The organism is Pedobacter vanadiisoli, assembly GCF_042684385.1.
In the GTDB taxonomy this organism is placed as follows: Bacteria; Bacteroidota; Bacteroidia; order Sphingobacteriales; family Sphingobacteriaceae; genus Pedobacter; species Pedobacter vanadiisoli.
In genome coordinates this window covers 186041-206918 of sequence record NZ_JBHULL010000044.1, presented here as the reverse complement: position 1 = coordinate 206918, position 20878 = coordinate 186041, and the positions used below count along the sequence as shown (strand labels likewise).

At 37.4% G+C, this 20878-nt stretch carries 24 protein-coding genes; 13 read left to right on the top strand and 11 right to left on the bottom strand.

The genetic code is table 11. The annotated features are described in order from the left end of the window. Window positions 1–18: 18 nt before the first annotated feature. Window positions 19–1467 (bottom strand): SDR family oxidoreductase, encoded by a 1449-nt coding sequence (locus tag ACFSR6_RS22140; protein ID WP_379083106.1) that lies wholly within the window; start codon window positions 1465–1467, stop codon window positions 19–21. A gap of 213 nt (window positions 1468–1680) precedes the next feature. On the opposite strand from ACFSR6_RS22140, the gene ACFSR6_RS22135 reads away from it, so the two are divergent. Continuing rightward, window positions 1681–2466, top strand: a complete 786-nt coding sequence (locus tag ACFSR6_RS22135; RefSeq protein WP_379083104.1) for a murein L,D-transpeptidase catalytic domain family protein — start codon at window positions 1681–1683, stop codon at window positions 2464–2466. Here ACFSR6_RS22135 and ACFSR6_RS22130 read toward each other — a convergent pair. Next, on the bottom strand, window positions 2463–2915 hold the full coding sequence (locus ACFSR6_RS22130) for a hypothetical protein (protein WP_379083101.1): 453 nt from the start codon (window positions 2913–2915) through the stop codon (window positions 2463–2465). The genes ACFSR6_RS22135 and ACFSR6_RS22130 overlap by 4 nt on opposite strands. 203 nt (window positions 2916–3118) lie before the next feature. On the opposite strand from ACFSR6_RS22130, the gene ACFSR6_RS22125 reads away from it, so the two are divergent. After that, window positions 3119–4972 carry a DNA topoisomerase 3 gene (locus ACFSR6_RS22125; RefSeq protein WP_379083099.1) on the top strand — a complete coding sequence of 618 codons (1854 nt, stop codon included), beginning with the start codon at window positions 3119–3121 and terminating at the stop codon, window positions 4970–4972. 96 nt (window positions 4973–5068) lie between these two features. On the opposite strand, the gene ACFSR6_RS22120 is transcribed toward ACFSR6_RS22125, so the two are convergent. From ACFSR6_RS22120 to ACFSR6_RS22105, 4 genes are all read right to left on the bottom strand, one after another. Beyond that, window positions 5069–6982 carry an AAA domain-containing protein gene (locus ACFSR6_RS22120; protein WP_379083096.1) on the bottom strand — a complete coding sequence of 638 codons (1914 nt, stop codon included), beginning with the start codon at window positions 6980–6982 and terminating at the stop codon, window positions 5069–5071. Between the two features lie 57 nt (window positions 6983–7039). Continuing rightward, window positions 7040–7423 carry a DUF3037 domain-containing protein gene (locus ACFSR6_RS22115; RefSeq protein ID WP_379083093.1) on the bottom strand — a complete coding sequence of 128 codons (384 nt, stop codon included), beginning with the start codon at window positions 7421–7423 and terminating at the stop codon, window positions 7040–7042. Next, window positions 7401–8192, bottom strand: a complete 792-nt coding sequence (locus ACFSR6_RS22110; protein WP_379083091.1) for a HipA family kinase — start codon at window positions 8190–8192, stop codon at window positions 7401–7403. Before ACFSR6_RS22110 ends, ACFSR6_RS22115 begins: the two co-directional genes overlap by 23 nt. A gap of 265 nt (window positions 8193–8457) precedes the next feature. Beyond that, the gene (locus ACFSR6_RS22105; RefSeq protein ID WP_379083088.1) at window positions 8458–8646 is read right to left on the bottom strand and encodes a hypothetical protein; all 189 of its coding nucleotides are present in this window, start codon (window positions 8644–8646) and stop codon (window positions 8458–8460) included. Window positions 8647–8755: 109 nt separating this feature from the next. Between ACFSR6_RS22105 and ACFSR6_RS22100 the strand changes: the two genes are divergently transcribed. Together ACFSR6_RS22100 and ACFSR6_RS22095 are read left to right on the top strand one after the other, a co-directional pair. Next, window positions 8756–9136 carry a hypothetical protein gene (locus tag ACFSR6_RS22100; RefSeq protein WP_379083085.1) on the top strand — a complete coding sequence of 127 codons (381 nt, stop codon included), beginning with the start codon at window positions 8756–8758 and terminating at the stop codon, window positions 9134–9136. Window positions 9137–9177: 41 nt separating this feature from the next. Next, complete coding sequence (locus tag ACFSR6_RS22095) at window positions 9178–9381, top strand: KTSC domain-containing protein (RefSeq protein WP_379083083.1); 204 nt, start codon at window positions 9178–9180, stop codon at window positions 9379–9381. Between the two features lie 250 nt (window positions 9382–9631). On the opposite strand, the gene idi is transcribed toward ACFSR6_RS22095, so the two are convergent. From idi to ACFSR6_RS22075, 4 genes are all read right to left on the bottom strand, one after another. Further along, window positions 9632–10174: an isopentenyl-diphosphate Delta-isomerase gene (idi, locus tag ACFSR6_RS22090; RefSeq protein ID WP_379083080.1), complete on the bottom strand. Its 543-nt coding sequence runs from the start codon at window positions 10172–10174 to the stop codon at window positions 9632–9634. After that, window positions 10175–11011 (bottom strand): phytoene/squalene synthase family protein, encoded by an 837-nt coding sequence (locus tag ACFSR6_RS22085; RefSeq protein WP_379083078.1) that lies wholly within the window; start codon window positions 11009–11011, stop codon window positions 10175–10177. Then, window positions 10995–11900 carry a MerR family transcriptional regulator gene (locus ACFSR6_RS22080; protein WP_379083075.1) on the bottom strand — a complete coding sequence of 302 codons (906 nt, stop codon included), beginning with the start codon at window positions 11898–11900 and terminating at the stop codon, window positions 10995–10997. Before ACFSR6_RS22080 ends, ACFSR6_RS22085 begins: the two co-directional genes overlap by 17 nt. A 179-nt stretch (window positions 11901–12079) precedes the next feature. After that, the gene (locus tag ACFSR6_RS22075; protein WP_379083073.1) at window positions 12080–12355 is read right to left on the bottom strand and encodes a hypothetical protein; all 276 of its coding nucleotides are present in this window, start codon (window positions 12353–12355) and stop codon (window positions 12080–12082) included. 275 nt (window positions 12356–12630) lie between these two features. Between ACFSR6_RS22075 and ACFSR6_RS22070 the strand changes: the two genes are divergently transcribed. The 9 genes from ACFSR6_RS22070 (at window position 12631) to ACFSR6_RS22030 (ending at window position 19524) form a co-directional block, all read left to right on the top strand. Next, window positions 12631–13371 carry a LytR/AlgR family response regulator transcription factor gene (locus ACFSR6_RS22070; RefSeq protein WP_379083070.1) on the top strand — a complete coding sequence of 247 codons (741 nt, stop codon included), beginning with the start codon at window positions 12631–12633 and terminating at the stop codon, window positions 13369–13371. A gap of 92 nt (window positions 13372–13463) precedes the next feature. Further along, on the top strand, window positions 13464–14549 hold the full coding sequence (locus ACFSR6_RS22065) for a sensor histidine kinase (RefSeq protein WP_379083068.1): 1086 nt from the start codon (window positions 13464–13466) through the stop codon (window positions 14547–14549). Between the two features lie 146 nt (window positions 14550–14695). After that, a complete protein-coding gene (locus ACFSR6_RS22060; protein ID WP_379083066.1) occupies window positions 14696–15454 on the top strand; it encodes a LytR/AlgR family response regulator transcription factor in 759 nt (252 codons plus the stop codon). Between the two features lie 126 nt (window positions 15455–15580). Continuing rightward, a complete protein-coding gene (locus ACFSR6_RS22055) occupies window positions 15581–15934 on the top strand; it encodes a response regulator (protein ID WP_379083268.1) in 354 nt (117 codons plus the stop codon). A gap of 9 nt (window positions 15935–15943) precedes the next feature. Next, window positions 15944–16570, top strand: coding sequence for a hypothetical protein (locus ACFSR6_RS22050; RefSeq protein ID WP_379083064.1), 627 nt, complete (start codon window positions 15944–15946; stop codon window positions 16568–16570). A gap of 120 nt (window positions 16571–16690) precedes the next feature. Continuing rightward, window positions 16691–18064 carry an exonuclease domain-containing protein gene (locus ACFSR6_RS22045; protein ID WP_379083061.1) on the top strand — a complete coding sequence of 458 codons (1374 nt, stop codon included), beginning with the start codon at window positions 16691–16693 and terminating at the stop codon, window positions 18062–18064. 207 nt (window positions 18065–18271) lie between these two features. Further along, window positions 18272–18688: a VOC family protein gene (locus ACFSR6_RS22040; protein ID WP_379083058.1), complete on the top strand. Its 417-nt coding sequence runs from the start codon at window positions 18272–18274 to the stop codon at window positions 18686–18688. A gap of 82 nt (window positions 18689–18770) precedes the next feature. Beyond that, window positions 18771–19088, top strand: a complete 318-nt coding sequence (locus ACFSR6_RS22035) for an ArsR/SmtB family transcription factor (RefSeq protein WP_183760028.1) — start codon at window positions 18771–18773, stop codon at window positions 19086–19088. Between the two features lies 1 nt (window position 19089). Next, complete coding sequence (locus tag ACFSR6_RS22030) at window positions 19090–19524, top strand: SRPBCC family protein (RefSeq protein WP_379083056.1); 435 nt, start codon at window positions 19090–19092, stop codon at window positions 19522–19524. A 47-nt stretch (window positions 19525–19571) separates the two neighbouring features. Here the strand turns inward: ACFSR6_RS22030 and bioA are convergent, their stop codons facing one another. Further along, window positions 19572–20873: an adenosylmethionine--8-amino-7-oxononanoate transaminase gene (gene bioA, locus ACFSR6_RS22025; protein WP_379083054.1), complete on the bottom strand. Its 1302-nt coding sequence runs from the start codon at window positions 20871–20873 to the stop codon at window positions 19572–19574. Window positions 20874–20878 lie beyond the last annotated feature (5 nt).

The following is a 20878-nucleotide window of genomic DNA, read 5'->3' as shown; positions in this document are numbered from 1 at the left end:
AAAAATAGGTAAATAGATTTAATTATTGGATTGATAAGTGGTAATCTCTTTAGCCATGCCCTTAAAAAGAACAACATGAAAAGGCCACATGGCGTACCAATATAACCTGCCCCATAAACCTTTTGGCCTGAAGGTAGCAATCTGAGACAGGAAAGCTTTCCCACTAAATTCGATTAATTTTAATTCAAGCCAGGCCTCACCAGGTACTTTCATTTCTGCATAAAGCAACAACCTTTTAGTTTTTTTATCCGCCAATAAGACCCTCCAAAAATCCAGTACATCACCGGCCTGCAGATCTATATTGCTGGTTCTCCCCCTGCGTGTTCCAACTCCACCGAACATTTTGTCTAAAAACCCACGTAAATGCCAAAGCCAATCCATAAAATACCAACCTCTACTCCCCCCAATACTCCAGATGTTATCAAAAACTTCTTCGGCTTTGCGTTCAAAAGGCATTTTAACTTTATATTGTAAAGTACCATTTTGCGGAACCTTTATCTGATCCATAAAATTTGAATGCAGATAACCACGATTCAAAGCATCTTTCCAGCTCGAAACAATAGAATTCTGATCAATCTTTTCAAAAGCCAGGTGCAAGCATTCTGCATAGCTTAAACAATTTCGCGGTACCACTTCCTTTATGCGGTCATCTTTGCATATCACTTCGTTTTTCATACTATCTACCAAACTTCTTGCAAGCGAATAAGGTACGGATGTGATCATATTCAGCCATAAAGAAGATAAGCGTGGTGTTAGTACCGGCACGGTGATGATCCACCTTTTCAATCCCCGTACTTTGGCATACCCCAAAAGCATTTCACGATAAGTTAAAATATCTGGTCCACCAATATCAAAAGTTTGATTATAAGCTTGATCATTGCGCAGCACACCTATCAAATAAGCTAAAACGTCGCGTATACCAATTGGCTGACAACGTGTTTCCACCCATTTCGGCGTAATCATAAAAGGTATTTTCTCTGTTAAGTCACGTATAATTTCAAATGAGGCGCTTCCTGAACCAATAATAATAGCCGCCCGTAAAATGGTGCAGGCTTTTCCTGATAATTTAAGCTCTTCTTCAACGGCTAGCCTTGATCCTAAATGCTTGGATAAATGTTCATCATTAGCTATGCCAGTTAAATAAATTATCTGCTTACAATTTGTTTTTTTAATGGCTTCCGAAAAATTTTCGGAAGAAGCTTTTTCCATATCTGAAAATCCGGTTTGGCTTGATGACATGGAATGTACCAGGTAGTAAGCTGCATCTATATCCTCAGGAATCTCCTTTAAACTTTCAGCATCAAGCAAATCACCGGTAATGATCTTTACCCGGTCGCTTAATTCAGATTCAGAAATAAACCTGCGCTTATCCCTAACCATACAAATAATCTCATGATTTTCTTCCAATAGGAGTGGAATCAATCTTGTACCGATATAGCCATTTGCACCTGTTAATAAAACTTTCATATGTTGGAATTTAAGGAATAACACTAAATAAAAAGCTTTGTTAGCGCAATTCTCTGAATAACGGGGAATTCATATTCTTAACAGCTCTATAAATAACTTTTAAGTCATAAACGTGTAAAACAACCTTCATTTTTAGCTTCTTATAATACATACGGGCAACATCTGGCTTAAACAACCGTATAAATAGCTCAATATCAAACCAAAACATACTGAATGAAGAAATACATCCTTGACATTGCTACGATTTTTTTAGTGAGCATGAGCATTGTCGGAACAAGTTGGAAAGCTACGGAGCTTCCACGTACACAACAAGAAGCAGATAAAGCCATTGCTGCAGATAGCCTGTACAATCGATATATTTTAAACGTTTATCATCAGGTACGTTTAGATTCTGCCGGACTAAGTGAACAAGTTTTCGAAAAGGCATTAACCGGATTTTACAACATGAAATATTCAGGTTTACTACATGCCAAATCCATCTTAACTATTGCCGACTTCGACCAGGAAAGTTGTAAAAAGCGGCTTTATATCATCGACCTGGCCAGCAAGAAGTTATTAATGAACACCTGGGTAGCCCATGGCCAGAACAGTGGTGGAGATAAGCCCTCATCTTTTTCCAATAATATAAACTCCAACCAGAGCAGTTTGGGTTTCTATTTAACCGGCGAAATTTATAATGGTAAACATGGTCGTTCGCTCAAATTGGATGGTATGGACCAGGGCTTTAACAGCAACGCCAGAGAAAGGTCAATTGTGGTGCACGGAGCAAGTTACGTAAGTCAGGAAACCATCAATCAATTGGGTCGATTAGGCAGAAGCCAGGGCTGTCCGGCAGTCTCTAAAAAATTGGCCGATCAGGTAATCAATAACATTTCAGACCGTACAGTGCTTTTTATCAATAATTCAGACCAGCAATACAATTCCGTCTTTTTAAATGAAACCCTGGCGGCCAGCGTAATTTTAAACCAGGAGCAGCTCTTCACGGCACAGGTGGATTAATGTTGCTTGATATTTTTGGCATTAAGGTTTTTAGGAAGAATACGGATAAGCAGAGATTTGCTGCCTGCCAGTAAATCCCATACCCAGCGGTTGCTGTCTATACCTTTTTCACCGCAATCTACCACCTCGGCTCTTTCAAGCAGCTTTTTAACCAATACCTGAATCCATTTTATCTGCACGATACGGTTAAAGGATAGCCCCAGGTAATCGCAGTATACATGCACCAGGATTTCTACAATAAGCGAAGCGTTAGAAATAATAAGTGTTTTACCAAAGTGCTGTTTATAGTCGGCTTTAATTGTATTTACCAAAAGCTCAGACCGCTCGAGCCTCGTAGCTGCTCTTCCCTCTAAATAAGCCCAAAGTTGAGCATTACTATATACGCGGATTAATTGAGGCTCCAGCCCAACCTTAATTTTATTTCCTGCCAATTCATAAATTTTATCCATTCATTGAAATAAATTGTAACCGTTAGATGGATATATTACTGAATTGTTAATCAATTCGATATAAAAATTACCGATCCAAATGATGGACAAAATTATCAGATAATTGTTTATCAAAACGGGTATTAAATTACATTGTGAGTAATTTTTTTTAATCTGTTGCCGATATTTTAATCATCTTTGGGGTTGATAAGATAAGTCCATTCATGAAGATTGTAATTGCAGAAAAGCCCTCTGTTGGTCGTGAGCTTGCCAAAGTTTTCGGGGCAACCACCAGAAAAGATGGATACATTGAAGGTAAAGGATATTCTTTTACCTGGGCATTTGGGCATTTGTTACAATTGGCACCCCCACAGGATTATGGCTTTATCGGCTGGCGTAAACAGCATTTACCCATGCTGCCCCAAAAATTTAAACTCGCCGTAAGAAAGATAAAAACAAAGGATGGTTTTGTTGAAGACCCCGCAGTGAGGAAACAGCTCGATACCATTAAAAAACTTTTCGATGAAGCCACAGAAATTATTGTAGCAACAGATGCGGGACGTGAGGGTGAATTAATTTTCAGGTACATTTACTATTATTTAAAATGTAAAAAGCCTTTTAAACGCCTTTGGATATCTTCACAAACCGATGAAGCGATAAAAGATGGCTTCAGAAACTTAAAACCGGGTACGGATTATGATACCTTGTTTAACTCGGCCCACTGTCGTTCAGAATCCGATTGGCTGGTGGGCATGAATGCTACACAGGCACTAAGTATTTCTGCCGGCAATAGAACCGTTCTTTCATTAGGACGGGTACAAACACCTACCCTGGCCATGATCTGTGCGCGTTTTTTGGAGATTAAAAATTTCGTTCCTCAAACCTATTATCAGATCAGTATTTTACTTTCTAAAGATGAACAGGTTTTTAAGGCTATATCAACCGCTAATTATAAGGAAAAGGAAGAGGCAGAAAAATTATTTGCACTCGTAGAAGATGTTGCTTCCGGTTTTCCTACAGGTGGTAATATTACGGCTGTTGAAGCTAAACCAAGAAAAGAACCACCGCCACTGTTGCATGATTTAAGTAGCTTACAGCAGGAAGCCAATAAGAAAAAAGGATATACTGCCGACCAAACACTTAATATCTTGCAAAACCTGTACGAAAGTAAACTGGTATCATATCCCCGTACCGGTTCACGTTACATTGGTGATGATATTTTTGCCGGCGTTCCGGACCTGATTGCAAAATTTACCGATCATGCCGATTTCGGAAAACAAGTGCAGTTTCTGCAAACCGTTGCTCTAAATAAGCGAAGTGTTAATGCCAAAAAAGTAACCGACCACCACGCCATTTTACCCACCGGCGAGTTGGCTTATGGCTTAAGTGCCGATAAACAGGCGGTTTATGATATGGTTGTTGGCCGCATGATTGAAGCATTTCACCAGGAATGCTTAAAAGAACTTACTAAAATCACCATACAATCAGGTGTTACCTTTGTAGCGAATGGAACAGTAATCCGATCTGCAGGCTGGCGAGCTGTTTTTAATGATCCCGAAGATGATAAGAAAGACGAAGACAATGCTGCGTTACCCAAAATTGTGGTTGGCGAACAACTGCCTATTACAGAAAAATCACTTCTGGAAAAGCAGACCAAACCAAAACCCATGTATAATGAAGCATCATTGTTAAAAGCACTCGAAACCTGTGGTAAAGAGATTGAGGATGAAGAGCTGCGTTATGCCATGAAAGATAGTGGATTAGGCACACCGGCCACACGGGCATCTATCATAGAAACCCTAATTACCAGAGAATATATCACAAGGGAAAAGAGAAACCTTGTACCCACCAATAAAGGTTTGGCTGTTTACGAAGTAGTGAAGGATAAACGGATTGCGCAGGCCGAACTTACCGGACAGTGGGAAAAAAGACTGGAAGAAATCCGATCAGGATCGTCAGTAAAGGATTTTAAATCTGAAATTACAGAATATACTAAAACCATTACCCACGAACTGTTAATTGCAGGTGCAAGTATATCGGGTAAACTGGAAGAAGAAAAGAAACCCGAAAAAGTTTAGCATTAACACCTTTCATTACCTTCTCGGTGAAGAACCCACATTTTCATCCGTCTGCATAAAACCTGGGATGATTATCTTCTTGCAGCACCTTCAGGCTTATAAGTCTATAAACTCCCAGGCACTGTGGTAGGCATTTAATTGTTCTGTGTAACGGATAAACTCAGCATAAAAATTTGATTTCGACAATGTAGCACTATCTCCAATAACAACCAACTTTTTTCTGGCCCTCGTCATAGCAACGTTCATTCTCCTCGTATCAGATAAAAAGCCTATACTTCCATCGTTATTACTCCGCGTCAGGCTGATATAAACCACATCGCGTTCTTGTCCCTGGAAGCTGTCAATGGTATTAACTGCAATTTTATTTCGATAAGGGATTAAAATTTCACTTTCCTGAACCAGGGCATTTAAAATCTGAACCTGCTGTTTATATGGCGAAACAATGGCAATCGAAGGAAAACTTTCAGTTGAGATTTGATCTGCCAGACCTGAAACCAAATGAGTTAAATGTTTAACCAAAAATGCAGCTTCGTCAGGATTGGTTGTACTGGTCCCCTCTAATTTTTCATCGTAACTACAACCCGCTGTATCAATAAACTGAATGGATTGATCGTCAGCAAACAATAAATGATCTGCCACAGAATGATGGGCCTTTAACTCATTTTTATAAAATACCTGCGACGAATAACCCATAATGGCTGCATTCATTCTGTATTGCTCATTTAACAACACAACTGATTCTGGATGAAGATTTACTGTCTTTTCTAATAAAGTATTACTTAAACCATTTCTGGCAGCTTCATTTGATTTTATGGTTGGGGAAAGCTGGAAATGATCACCTGCCAGGATCACCTTCTGCGCCTTTAAAATCGGTATCCAGCAGGCGGGTTCAAGGGCTTGCCCTGCTTCATCTATAACGATGGTATTGTATTTTAAATTTCTAACCGTATAATGATTTGCCCCTACCAGAGTAGCTGTAATAACCTGCGCCTTACTAAACAGGTTATCCATGATATACTGCTCTGTTTTTTCTACTTCTTTTTCGATTTTATGTGCTTCATCAAACAATGCCTTGCGTTGGTCGCGTTCTGCTTTGCCAAAACTCCGCTTGTATTTATGGGCCATACTTTTATATTCACTGGCCTGCTTTTTTAACGCTTTAATGGTTTTCATGTCAGGATGATCGGCCATTTGGTGATCGAGCGTAGCCGCAAGTAACTTTTCAGAAACCCTGGCCGGGTTGCCCACGCGGATTACTTTTAGTCCTTCAGCAGCTAGCCTCTCCGTAAGTAAATCAACAGCGGTATTGCTGGGCGCCACAACCAGTATTTTTTGATCATGATGTTTGGTAAGCGATTTTATGGCATGCACAAGCGTTGTGGTTTTTCCTGTACCCGGAGGGCCATGCACTATAGCCAAATGATCGGCAGCAATAATTTTATTCACCGCGAGCTGCTGCGAGTCGTTTAGCGTATTGGGAATAATAAATTTTTCCTCTCCCTTAAATGAGGGCTTTTCTCCTTTTGTTAAAATGCGGATCAGTTTATTTTCTGATTCGTTTTCGGCCAGATGTGTTGCCTGTTGAAGGGCACTTTGCATTTCATCGTAACTGTTATTATCAAAAAGTAAATCTACGCCTAGCTTGCCGTTTCTTGTCCAGTCTGGTAACTCATCAATACGGAAACTAATTTTCATCCTGCTACCACTTTGATGCGTTACAATCCCTTCTATACGGTCTTCTTTGGCATCGTGATTAGAAAATAACACTACGGCAGAACCAAAACGGAACTGATGGGAAAAATCCTGATGGGTAGTCCTTTCAAGTTCTACAGTTAAATAGTCGCCACGGCCAATTTCCGTACTCCGGATCGCAATTGGGTACCATGTTAAACCCAAAGCCCTCCTATCTGCCGCAGAAGTATTTTCAGTAAGTTTTAAATAGGATTGTAAATCTTCTTCACGCTCGGTGTTGAGCAGGTCCTGAAGCTTTTTAAAATATTCTTTTGACAAGGTTAGATGGTTAAATTATTGTATTTATTTGGATAACTGCAAATTATAAACTGCTCATTACAAAACCAGCTCCTGGTGCAATCTTAACAAAGTTTCTTCAGCATCATCGCAAAAACCCGGATGCACTTTTGAGCACTGTACCACCGTACTCCTGGTTGCGGTAAGCCACCTGAAACGCGAAGCCTGATCGTATTGCCCAATTGGCCCCGATCCTTTTGCAGCAGCACTGATCCGTTCGAATGCTGTTAGGTTTTCTCTCAGTTCCAAAATATCAATTCCAGCAGAAAAAGCTTTAATCCTGTTTTCATCCAAAACGAAAATACTTTTTAAAAACTTCTGCTTAGCGCAAAATAAAATGATCCCCACATTCATAAATTCCTCGCGTTCTACCCTGGGCATTACACGGATTACAGCATACTCAAATAAGAATTTCCCTTGCATGCTGTGCTTCTTTTAAAAATATGTCTGAATATAATAACCTTTCCGAAAGGAAATAAATATAAGCTTTGCGGTGATCCTCTTTGGTTTTGAAGATTGTTTCACTTTCCAGCCAATCATCTGGAATTAAATTAATTACCGCCGCTATTTTTTCGGGTGTAAGCATTTTAGAAAATTCATGATGAACACTTTCAAGCTCAGTAGCCCAAGGCAATAATACATGGTCTTTTACCAAAAAGAAGGGTTTAATGGCCTGTTCCTGCCAATTTTGCCAGGAATGATGAAAGTACAGGGATGCTCCGTGATCAATTAACCAGAGTTCTTTATGCCAAATCAACATATTGGTATTACGACAGGTACGGTCCATATTGGTTAAAAAGCAATCTAACCACACAATTTGCGAAGCCAGCTTGGCATCAATTCTGGTTACCGTCGGGTCGAAGGTTATTGCACCTGAAAGGTAATGCAATGCTAAGTTTAAGCCAACGCTCGATTTTAACAAATCCTGTATTTCTTCATCAGGCTCTGTTCTTCCGAAAGCCTCGTCAAGATTGGCAAAAACCAGCTCTGGCACACGTAAGCCCAGTATTCGGGCAATTTCACCGCCGATTAGTTCAGCAATGAGTGCCCTGGTGCCCTGGCCGGCTCCCCTAAATTTAAGAACATAAAGAAAATTATCGTCAGCCTCTGCAATGGCGGGCATTGATCCCCCTTCGCGCAGAGGCGTAACATATCGGGTAACATTTACTGTTCTGAGTTGTAAATCGTTCATATCTGCGAAATAGAATGAGCCATTTATTATCAGGGCATAATTCTAAATTTACCGCAAATTTACTAGAATTCCGGCAATAAATCAGTCAGACTTTAGTCGTAATACTTAACCAGTGCCAATGCTCAGTTAATTCATTTCGATTGAACCTTGGCAGAATGGAAAATCTGAGGGTTTAATTTAACACAGAAATTTCAACCCTTCATTACCCATAACATCAGCAAGTTATCTCCGAAAGGAATTAACCTTAATTTTCAATACCAGAAAATTAATCGTGCCCTAAATAAGCATTTCCGGCCGGGGTCATGGCGGCTGACCACTGTACCGATTCGCGATTGATTTTAATCAGTCCCATACTTTCCAGTTCTTCATACTCTTCTTCCATGCCCCCCAAAACTGATGAACTAACCTGTTGGTTGATGACTTCCAATAGTGATATAATTTCTGATCTTTCCATAACAATACCAATTAGATAATGAACTAACATAAATATACTTAAAATGTTTCTTGCTTAATTAAACATTTTCAAGGCTTTAAGGTTGTACTTATACCCGGATCTGTTTGTTATGGAAGCTCATATTTATTATCTGTTTATAATGGCCCTGCCCGTTGCCTGTATTGCCTGGACTGTTACCAAGGAAGAAATTTTTAAAGAGGTACGTGAATTTTGTATAGAGCGTTCGAAATATGGTAACAAACTCATTAAACGGAAATTTTTCTATGTTTTTACCTGCGAATATTGCTTTAGCCATTATGTTACTACCATTTTATTACTTATTACCAGATTTACCTTAATTTACCCCGATTGGCGAGGCTATGTTATTGCCTTTTTTTCCGTCGTTTGGATTGCAAATGTTTACATGAGCTTATACAACATCATCAGAGTTGACCTCAAAAAAGAAAAAATAAAGGCGGCAAAAGAAGAATCAGAGCTTAAAAACAATTAACCATTGGTAATGCTAGTACTTTAATTTATAAATTATAGGTTATGCCATCATCAGTAATTAAGTATTTTAGTTATGATAAAACGACCAGCACATTGAAAATTATATTCATTACCGGTATGGTTTACCTGTATAAAAAGGTTCCGGAAAAAGTTTATAAGCTGTTAAAAGCTTCAGGATCAAAAGGACGGTACTTCAATGCCTATATAAGAGATAAATTTAAATTTCAGAAATTAGGTGAAGAATAAAAACAACAAATTTGTTGAAGGCCGAAATAAGAAATTGATGAAAAAGACAACCAAGAAAAAAAAATATTTTTTTGTTCATCTCAGTTCACGCTTATAAACACCTATATATTAATGTATTAATTCCGGCGTAACATAAACCCTTTTTATAAACTATAATTTTAAAGTAAAAGAAATGCCAAACCATTAGGAATTTCCCAAACTAGTCTTATATTTGTCCCCGAGAGCGTTAATTTAGATACGGGTATATGGCTTAGGCTGTATGCCCGTTTTTTATTTTGACAATTGATGGATGTGCTACAACTTTATCAAAACAGATCCTTAACCATGGCGTATAAATATTAGGATTAACGGCCATATCATTTGCCAGTTCCGCTAAATTCATATATTTAAATGCCTCTACCTCATCATGGTTTATAGTGGGTAATTCATCACTCATACCAAAAAAAACATGGTCTACCTCGTGTTCCGTTAAACCATCCTCAAATACTGCTTTATAGGTAAATTTAAACAGGTAATCCAATTCGCACTTCATACCCATTTCTTCTTCCAGTCTCCTTTTCGCAGCGAAGATATTCCTTTCTCCGATACGGGGATGACTACAGCAGCTATTGGTCCATAAGCCTGCTGAATGATATTTGCTCAGCGCCCTTTGTTGCAATAACAGTTCGCCTTTAGAGTTAAAAATAAAAACAGAAAACGCGCGATGCAATACACCTTTCTGATGTGCCTCCATTTTACCCATCTGCCCTTTAGGCATATCCTCCTCATCAACCAAAATAACCTGCTCTTCCATTTAAATTACATTTAACCTGTTGCGGATAATGGAATCGAACATCAAGCCCACTTTATGGGTATTCGAAATCCTTATCCGTTCGGTCATGATTTTTTCAGCACTTAGGCGCTTTATCTTCGTAAATAATTTTTTATAATAGATATAGGACAAATATACACCATTTCTGGAAGCAGCGGGTAACAGTTTAATACCCTTTAGAGCGATAGCAAATTCTGTTTCAATTTCTTTTTCGATTTCTTTTTTTTGACGATCGCAAAATAAGGCCAGATTAACGCTGGGAAAGTAATTTCGTCCAAGTGTTTGATGATCAGCCTTTACATCCCTCAAAAAATTAACCTTCTGAAATGCAGAACCCAATTTCATGGCGTAAGGTTTCAGCTGCTCGTAATCTGCAGTGCTGCCATGGGTAAAAACTTTTAAACACATCAGTCCTACTACCTCCGCAGAGCCTAAAATGTATTCCTGGTAAAGCTCGGAGGTATATTTTTGCTCCGAAAGGTCCATCTCCATGCTTTTAAGAAAAAGGACAATCAGCTCCTGGTCTATATCATATTGATTGACAACCTTTTGAAACGAATTAATTACAGGATTTAAACTAATACCCAGGGTAATGGCTTCAAAGGTATCCTGTTTAAATTTATCTAATAAAAATTTCTTGTTATAATCGTGGAAACTGTCTACAATTTCATCAGCTAAACGAACAAACCCATAAATAGCATGTATAGGTTGACGTAGTTCCTTACCCAGAAAATAAATACCATAAGAAAAACTGGTACTGTATAACTTAGTTGTAAGCCGGCTACAATCGGCAGATAGTTGATCAAAAATTTCTTTCATGTAAAACAGGGTATTGTATTGTTTTTTCAAATTCACCGAGTGTTTTAAACCAGTTGATGTGATCGATATGGTTGAGTTTAGCTATAACCTGACTGTTTCCGGCAAGATGGATTTTAGCAGATGAACATATTTCAGACAATTGGTCTATAAGTTTTTGTGCTGTTGAAGCTAGCCTGGATTTAATCATAAAAAATAAAACATGGCTTACTTTTACTGTAGACAATACCCGCTTAATGGAATCCATCGGGACTTTACTGCCTAAAAAAATAACCTGGTGATGGTGCATCCTCAACATGTAACTGGCAAAAAGCAGCCCAATATCGTGATCCTCGTCTTCCGGCAAAAAAAGAAGCCAGTTTTCTCCGGAATGCCCTGTTAACTGTAGATTATTAATGTGCGTAAATATTTTTTGTCGGATAATATTGCATAAGAAATGCTCATGTGCCGGGCAAATATCGTCTTTTCGCCACATTAAACCCAAACGAACCAATAACGGGTATATAATTTTCCGGTAACAGTCAGAAAGGCCCAGTTTATAAATGCCTTGATCAATTAAATCATTAAAAGAGCGCTCATCAAACGCTAAACCATAACTGATAAGTTGTGAAATATAATAATCGGCTTGCTCATCGTCAGATGAATAAGAAAACTGTTGATCGAAAAGCTGATTAATCCCTTCATCAGAAAGGCTGCAGATTTTAGAAATTTTAAAGCCGCTTTTAGTTAAACTTACAATATTTAACAGTTTTCTGAGCTGCTTATCGTCGTATAAACGTGTATTGCCCTGAGATCGCATCGGACTCAAAGCCTTATACCGCTGTTCCCAGATCCTAATGGTATGAGAATGAATGCCCGAAAGCTGTTCAAGATCTGAAATAGAGTAAGTCATTTTTTTGTTTAAATATATTTAATAAGATTTAAACAAAATGAGAAACAAAAAGTTTTTTTTATTAAATCAGAAATCTGTCTTCTGATATTGCCATAGCAATAAGCATTTGAGTTCAAAATAGATAAAAACCTGATAGCGCAGAAATTTCAGCTACTGATAATAAGCTATAAACAGATTGGTTAAAATATTTTTTCGGTAAGCAATACTCCTCTTTCCCCATTGCCGGTTTCTATGGTATGTACATGTTTATACGAATGACTAAAAAGATCGTAACCATGTTCCCTTTCTTTAATAAAAACCGCACTTAAGGGGTAATTTAAGTTCGTTTGCATACATTGCAAGCTACCGTTTGCCAATAGAAGAAAGTCACAGTCGTAACCTTGCTCCTGCAGTTCAATAACCTTTTTGGTAATAGATACGTTCAATCTGTTAGTGGTGCGGATTCTATTTTTCATGGGATATTGTTTTAGATCATTAAGGGTGATTATTTGATGATTAAATTTATTGATAAATAATCACTATTCAAAACACAATAAACTGTAATACAATCGATTATATTATTTTAATTTTTAAACCGATAATTCCGACATCTATCATGGCCAATGATCCATAAAAAAACATATGCGTATCATATTTACTACAAAATGCGCCCAAACATCATTACAGACTTAAAATAATTTCTTTATTTAAAAAGCATGCTATAATTTCGCCTAACCTAAAACACATCCTAATGAAATTAACATGTATCGTAATTGATGACGATATTTATGCCGTCAATGGTATAAAGTCTTACATCAATAAACTCGCAAACTTTCATCTGATAAAATCGTATACAGATCCGCTAGAGGCATTAAATGAAGTTACTGCAGGAGATAATGTTGATATCATTTTTATAGATGTTGATATGCCTGTGATTTCAGGCCTGGAATTATCAAAATCAATCAGGCATAAAGCAGATAAATTAATATTTACCACTTCGCATTCTAAATATGCTTATGAAGCTTTTGAATTGAATGCAAGCGCATACTTATTAAAACCATATACCTTTGCCCGTTTTGCGGAGACTATAAACAGGTTATTCCCCCTTAGTCCTGCATTACCTCATGTGAATATTAAGCAAGAGGATGATTATTTTTTTGTAAGGAATAAAAATCAAAAGAACAGCCTGATCAAGGTAAGATATGCGGATATTGTTGTGATAGAAAGCTTACAAAACTATGTGAGGATTTTTACGTTAAGTGAAACAATTGTATCATATATTGCTTTATCAGAAATAAAAATTATTCTGAAAGACCATCAGAATTTTGCCCAGGCACACCGTTCATTTATTATAGCCAAAAACTACATTGAAAAGGTAGAAGGCAATACCTTAAGAATGATCAATGATCTAACTATTAACATCGGAAATAGTTACCGCGAAAGCATACAAGAGTACATTAAAGAAAAAACGATTAAAACCAACCGGTCTTAAACTAAATTTTTAGTATTTTCGTTATCTAAACAATTAACCACTGGTGGTTGTATGGTTTAGTATATATAGCCGTTCCCAAATTATCAAGCGAAATGACTCTAACCAATAAAAAGAATAGTTTCAACAAAATTTTAAGCTGGCTTTTAGACAAAAGACTTCATATTCTAATTTGGACCATATTCATATTTTACGAAGCCATAATCGTTGGTATTTTTGTCGGAAGATTCTCTGCACCAGTCACCTATATTATTTTTTATAGTTTAAATATCGGTACATTTTATTTTCATGCACACGTGGTAATGTTTTTTGCCTTAAAAAACCCCAGCGAAAGATGGTGGAAATTACCATTGTTTATTTTACTTGAACTGGCTGCATACATCACATTAACTGTTTGTTTAGATTATATTTTAATTCATTATACCAATTATAGTGGTCCTATTAAACTGATATTTAATGCGGCTTTCTTTGCTGCACCAATTTATCGTGCCATATACTTTATGTGTTTTGCCACGAGTTATTATTTTCTCCTTAATTTTTTCAAAGAGCGGAAGAAGGTCGAAAACCTTGAAAAACAACGATTAAACAATATTATTCAAATAGCTAAATCGGAAAATGCTTTTTTGAAAGCGCAAATACAGCCGCATCTCTTATTTAATACGCTAGATTTTATTTATCAAAATGCTAAAGATACCTCCCCGGTTGCTGCTGAGGCCATCCATTCGCTGGCAGAGATGATGCGCTATTCTGTTAACAGCAATCAGGATAAAGAATTCATTTTACTTGATGAAGAGATTAACCAGGTAGAAAATCTCATTAACCTGCATCAGCTCCGTAAAGATCACCACATCCAGCTCCGTTTCTGGTACGATGATGAAATACGAAATGTTAAAATCATTCCCCTAGTATTAATTACGCTGGTAGAGAATATGTTTAAACATGGCGAGTTGCTTAAAGCGTCCCATCCTGCTGAAGTGAGCTTAAAAATTGAAAACGATCAACTCATCATAGAAACTTCAAACTTGATCAAGGCTGTTAAAGACAATTCGGGTTTAAATTCCGGAATTGAAAATATAAAAAAGCGTTTAGCCTACACTTATGGTAAAAATGCTGAATTCAACAGCTTTACTGATTCAAACCGGTATTTCAGAGTGATCCTGACCATTAAACTAAATTATTAATTTTATCTAAAAAACTTCAAATTACGCAATAATCACAAAAGAAAAACTGTTTTTTCTTGCTGAATATTTAAAAATCCGTTTCGGATGTGTTTTTTTTTTATTTTATTAGTCGAAATTGTAATTTGCATTAACTAAACCTATAAAAAATGTCAATAACTTGTATCGCTATTGATGATGAACCCCATTCTCTGGAAAGCTTAATAGCATGTATGGAGAAGCTGCCTAATTTAAAGCTTGTTCAAACCTTCACCGAACCGCTCCAAGCTCTTGCAGAAATATCGGTATCTAATCCTGTCGACATTATTTTTATGGATGTCGAAATGCCTTCTCTTTCCGGAATCGAACTTGCAAGCCTTTTAAGACAAAAAACCAAACACCTCGTATTTACCACAGCACACACAAAGTATGCAATAGATGCATTTAAGGTAGATGCCGATGCTTATTTGCTTAAACCCTACTCCATTTTACACTTTACTAAAACAATAAACAACCTCTATCCTGCCGGAAAAAAAGAACAGCATCCATTTTCCATTTTCGACGATCATTTCTTCTACATCCCTCTGCAAGGAGAAAATGACGATTTGGTAAGAATAGATCTGAATGAACTGATTGCGATAGAAGAAATGGGCGAAAATGTTAGGTTTAAAACGATAAAAAATGCCTTTCTAAGTGCAAAGTCTAATTTCATCAAGACTTTGTTCATGTTAAAAAAACACTCGGCATTTATTCAGATCAATCCTACAGTTGTTATAGCAAAACAGCATATCAAGAGTGTACTGGGCAATAAAGTACTTCTTTCCAGTGAAACATCCTTTACTGTTTCGGGTATTTACACAGAACTTTTCGAAAACTTTCTCAAAAACAACCTGCTGCAGGAAAAATCCCGTCCCGGCATCATCATGTAGCCTTTAACGGCTTAAAATCGATATCTCGAATCAATTTTATTGCATATTCAAAACAATACATCCCAAAACTTTGTATTAAGGTAGTCTATTTGTTTTTATTTAATTGATTTGCCTGTTTTGAAAAGAGTGTTGGTTGTGGATGATGATCCAGATATATTAGAAGTTTTCCAGAATGTATTAGAAACTGAATATTACAAAGTTTACCCGCTACTGTCGCCACGGCATATTTTTAAAGCAATAGAAGATTTTGATCCTGATCTGATTATTCTAGATATTATGCTGAATGGAATGGATGGACGTGCCGTGTTCAATAAGTTAAGGCTAAATCCCGAAACAGAAAACATTCCCGTTATTATGGCATCGGCCAGGTATGACGAAAATTATATTTCATCGCAGAGATATCATCCGGATGATTATTTAGAAAAGCCATTTGATATTGCCCATTTACTTCAAAAAGTAAATGCTTTAACACAAAATTAAAAATCAGATATGAAACTAAAATTACTGAGCTTTTTTGTGCTGCTATCTACAACAGTATCTATAAAAGTATGGGCACAAAACAGACCGGATAAGCTCTATTCGATGAGTGGAATTGGCTTTGCATTCCCAATAGCCAAAACTTCCGATTATTTTAAACCGAAATTTTCTACTTCATTGGGCTTAAATCTAGGTTTGGGTGATGGAGGGCTGTTTTTATACCCGAAAGTAAGCTTACATGCTTTTACCTTTAACCAAATCACACCTGATGCAGGTTACACCTATACTTTACAGAAAGGCAGGTCAACTACCTACTTATTAAATGTAGCATTAGGATATCGTAAATTTGTAAATAAATGGGCCTTTTATGGTTTTGCCGGTGCCGGCGGCGGCTTCATTCTTACTCCTCAGGTTACTGTAAACAGCAATACTATGCAGGTTACACAAGATAACAAATCGAATGGTTTGGGCATTACCGAGGTGGGCGCTGGCATTGAATACAATCTTGGAGGCGCAAGTTTATTTGTAGAGACAAGTTATATGTATGGTTTTGGAAAAATACAAGACCGCACGTTCAATACCGTTCCTGTTACAATTGGTATTAAACCCAATCTGAGCAAGTTACTTCGTAAATTGTAGCCATATACAAAATGTAGTAGCGGTTGCGTTAAATAGATAAATACTTTTTGTGCTAAAGAAATCATCAAAATAATTTTTATACTAATTATTTTAGCATAAATTTGTACCCTATTCAATTTAATGTTATACGCAGTAGTAGATATCGAAACCACTGGCGGTCACGCCTCAGCAAATGGCATTACCGAAGTTGCCATTAATATCCACGATGGCAACCAGATTGTCGAATCTTACACTACACTCATTAATCCGAAGCAACCTGTACCCATTTACATTACAGCGCTTACAGGTATTGATAATAACATGCTAAAGGATGCGCCAACCTTTGATGACGTTGCTTTACAGATTTATCAATTACTAAACGATAAAATTTTTGTAGCCCATAATGTAAACTTCGATTATTCTTTTTTGAAGCATCATTTGGCAGCTGCAGGATACGATTTACAATGCAAAAAACTGTGTACAGTACGGTTGAGCAGAAAATTAATTCCAGGCAGGCCTTCCTATAGTTTAGGGAAACTGTGTACCGCTTTGCAGATCCCGATTCAAAATCGACATCGTGCAGCAGGAGATGCAGATGCGACAAGTATCCTTTTCAATTTATTACAGGAATACAATAAAGAAGGCATAATAGCAGAAATGCTAAAAAAAGCCTCAAAAGAACAGGTTTTACCGCCACATTTGGATAAAACGTCTATTTTAAGATTACCCAATCAACCGGGGGTTTATTATTTTAAAGATAGTAAAGGCAAAATTGTTTATGTGGGCAAAGCCAAAAACCTTAAAAAACGTGTAGCCAGTCATTTTACAGGAAACACTCCAAACCGGCAACGACAAGAGTTTTTGCGCACCATACATCATGTAGATTTTGTAGTATGCGGTACAGAGCTAATGGCCTTAATTTTAGAGGCAAATGAAATTAAACGGATTTGGCCGGAAAATAATAGGGCGATGAAGCGCTATGAGCATCGATATGACCTGTATGTTTTTGAAGATCAGAACGGATATTTGCGTTTAGCCATTGATAAGCATAAGAAGAACAATAATGCCATACAGAGTTTTAACAGTTTACTGGAAGGTTATAACTTTCTAACTCAATTAATTGACAAATACCAGCTCTGCGCCAGGCTTTGTTATCTCCAAAAAACAGCGACCAAATGTTATGCGCACGAAAACGGGCAGTGTTTTGGTGCATGCAGCGGAATAGAAACCGTTACTGTTTACAACAAAAAATTAAATGCAGCACTTGCAGATATCCAAAACCAACAGCCAAGTTTTGCGTTGGTTGATGAAGGCAGAAAAGAAGAAGAATTTAGCTGTCTGGTTGTTGAAAATGGAAAGTTTTATGGAATGGGGTATTTTACAGATAAAAATTATCTTCAGGATGGTTTGGCACCGATCAAGAAGGATTTATCTATTTATCAATCCAATAGCTATATTTTGAATTTAATTTTAAATTATGCCGAACAGCACCCACAAAAATTGTATAAATTATAAAAATTAATACTATTGACAGCCTTATTACGTAGTTAACACTACCAACCGATCGGGAAACAATAACCTGTTGAAGTCTATATTTTTTTCAATATCAATTTAAATTGTTTTTTTATAATCGTCCTAAATGCCCCTACAATTTTTCGTTTTTGGCAAGGATAATTCCACTGTCTGTTCCCTATCTTTACTCAAAACAAGATATAAAACGTTATGACAAAATCACTTTGGATAAACCTTCCGGTAAAAGACATTAATAAATCTAAAGCATTCTTTACAGCAATCGGTTTTACCCTCAACCTGCAGTATGGCGCCCGGGAAGATTCGGCATGTTTTTTAGTAGGCGAAAGCAATTTAGCCATTATGCTTTTTGAAGAAGCATTGTACGAGAGTTTTGCAGGAACCAGTATCGCCAATAAACGTAATGGTGGCGAAGTATTATTCTCATTTGATGCAGAAAGTCCGGAAGAAGTAGATGATCTTGCCAAAAAAGTTATAGCTGCAGGCGGCACACTTTATGGCGAACCTGGCTATAAAGACGGTTGGATGTATGGCTGCGGTTTTGTCGATCTGGATGGTCAAAGATGGAGTATTCTTTATATGGATATGAGCAAAATGCCTTTAGGTTAATTTTTCAAAAAAAATAGATTAAGCCTTGCGTAAGCGATTACTTACATTTATATTTGTAAGCAATTACTTACGCAATTATTTTATGAGAAGAGATGTATTTCAGGCCATTGCCGATCCTACCAGAAGGGAAATTATTGGCCTTATTGCCCATAAAACCTTAAACCTGAATGAAATTGCTGAAAACTTTGAGATGAGCAGGCCTGCGATTTCTCAACACATTAAAATTTTAACAGAATGTGGTTTAGTAGAAATTACACAACAAGGCCGCAACCGCTACTGTAATATCCAATTTCAAAAACTTGCAGAAATATCCAAATGGGTAGAACAATATCGCATCTTCTGGACGAATAAACTCGACGCGTTGGAAATTCATCTATCAAAAGAAACTAAATCAACATAATATGGAAAACGAACCAGTTATCGTAGAGCGTTTATACAACGCCCCTATCGGAAAAGTATGGATAGCATTAACCGATAATCAAGAAATTAAACAATGGTATTTTCAGTTAGCTGATTTTAAACCCGAAGTTGGTTTTAAATTCGAATTTACCGGCGGACCTGACGATGGTCCGCAATACCTACATTTATGCGAAGTGACTGAAGTTATTGAAGGCAAAAAGCTCGCTTACAGCTGGCGTTACGACGGTTACCCGGGTAATTCAGTAGTAAGCTGGGAATTATTTGAACAGGGAGACAAAACCTTGTTAAAACTAACCCATACAGGTTTGGAAAGCTTTGCTTCCAATGGGACAGATTTCGCTAAAACCAGTTTCAATGGCGGCTGGAACTACTTTGTTAACGACGCGCTTAAAAATTATCTTGAACCAGCGGCTTAACAAAATATCAAGTTTACCGGGTGCATTAGTTGCGCCCGGCATGCTGATTAAATTTCTTCTAGAGCTTGTTTTATAGCCCCGTAAATATAATTGAGGTCAGTATCGCTAATCACATAAGGCGGCAAAATATAAATGATATTGCCCAAAGGCCTTAATACAATCCCTTTATCTAAAAAGAATTTATACAATAAGTTACGAAGATTACTTAAATAAGAAGTTTCGTTACCGGTTTCCCACTCAATAGCGATAATGGTACCCGTTTGCCTCACAGCTTTAACCCTGGCGTGTGCTTTTATCTCCTCTAAAAACAAGGCATGCTTAGCTTCTATCCTTTTAATATTGGCCAGGGTTTCTTCCTGTAATAAAATATCTAAACTGGCCAACGAAGCTACACAGGCTATTGGGTTTGCAGTAAATGAATGTCCGTGGTAAAGTGTTTTTAGTTTGTCTTCGCTTAAAAAAGCATCAAATATTTCATCGGTACAGGTTGTGATCCCCAAAGGCATGGTACCACCAGTTAAACCTTTACTTAAGCAGATAATATCGGGTTTATGGTTCAGTTTCTCGCAGGCAAAATACGTGCCTGTCCGGCCAAAACCAGTCATTACCTCATCCGCAATAATTAAAATCCCGGCCTTTCTGCAGGCTGCGATCAGTTCATCAAGATATTTCGCCTCATACATCAGCATACCACCTGAGCCTAAAATAAGTGGCTCGAAGATAAAACAAGCCGTACTGGTCAGATTTGATATTTGAGATATGAGATCAGAGATGTTTTCTGCGTCTGGTAAGTCGATAAAATCGACATCAAAAAGCAGACTGTTAAAGGCATCGGTAAAAATACTGCGCCCGCTAACCGACATGGCCCCAAAAGTATCGCCATGATAGGCATTTTTAAAGGCAAGGATGCGGGTTTTAGGTTTGCCTTTATTATCCCAATACTGCAAACACATCTTCAATGCCACTTCTACCGCCGTAGAACCATTATCCGTATAAAAAACTTTCTCCTGCTTACCCGGCAAAACCGGCAAAAGCCTTTCTGCCAGTAAAACAGCCGGCTCGTGCGTAAAGCCGGCAAAAATTACATGTTCGAGCACGTTCAGCTGTTCAGCCACCTTTTGTGCGATATATGGATGTGCATGTCCGTGAATATTAACCCACCACGAAGAAACCGCGTCGATGTATTTTTTGCCATCCTCGTCAAAAATGTAAACGCCCTCTCCTCTTACAATCGGAATGTGCGGCAAAGCATTTTTCATTTGGGTATAAGGATGCCAGATTACCTTTTTATCGCGTTCAGCTAAATTAAGTTTGGAGTTTGGAGTTTGAAGTTTGGAGGTATCAGACATAAAAA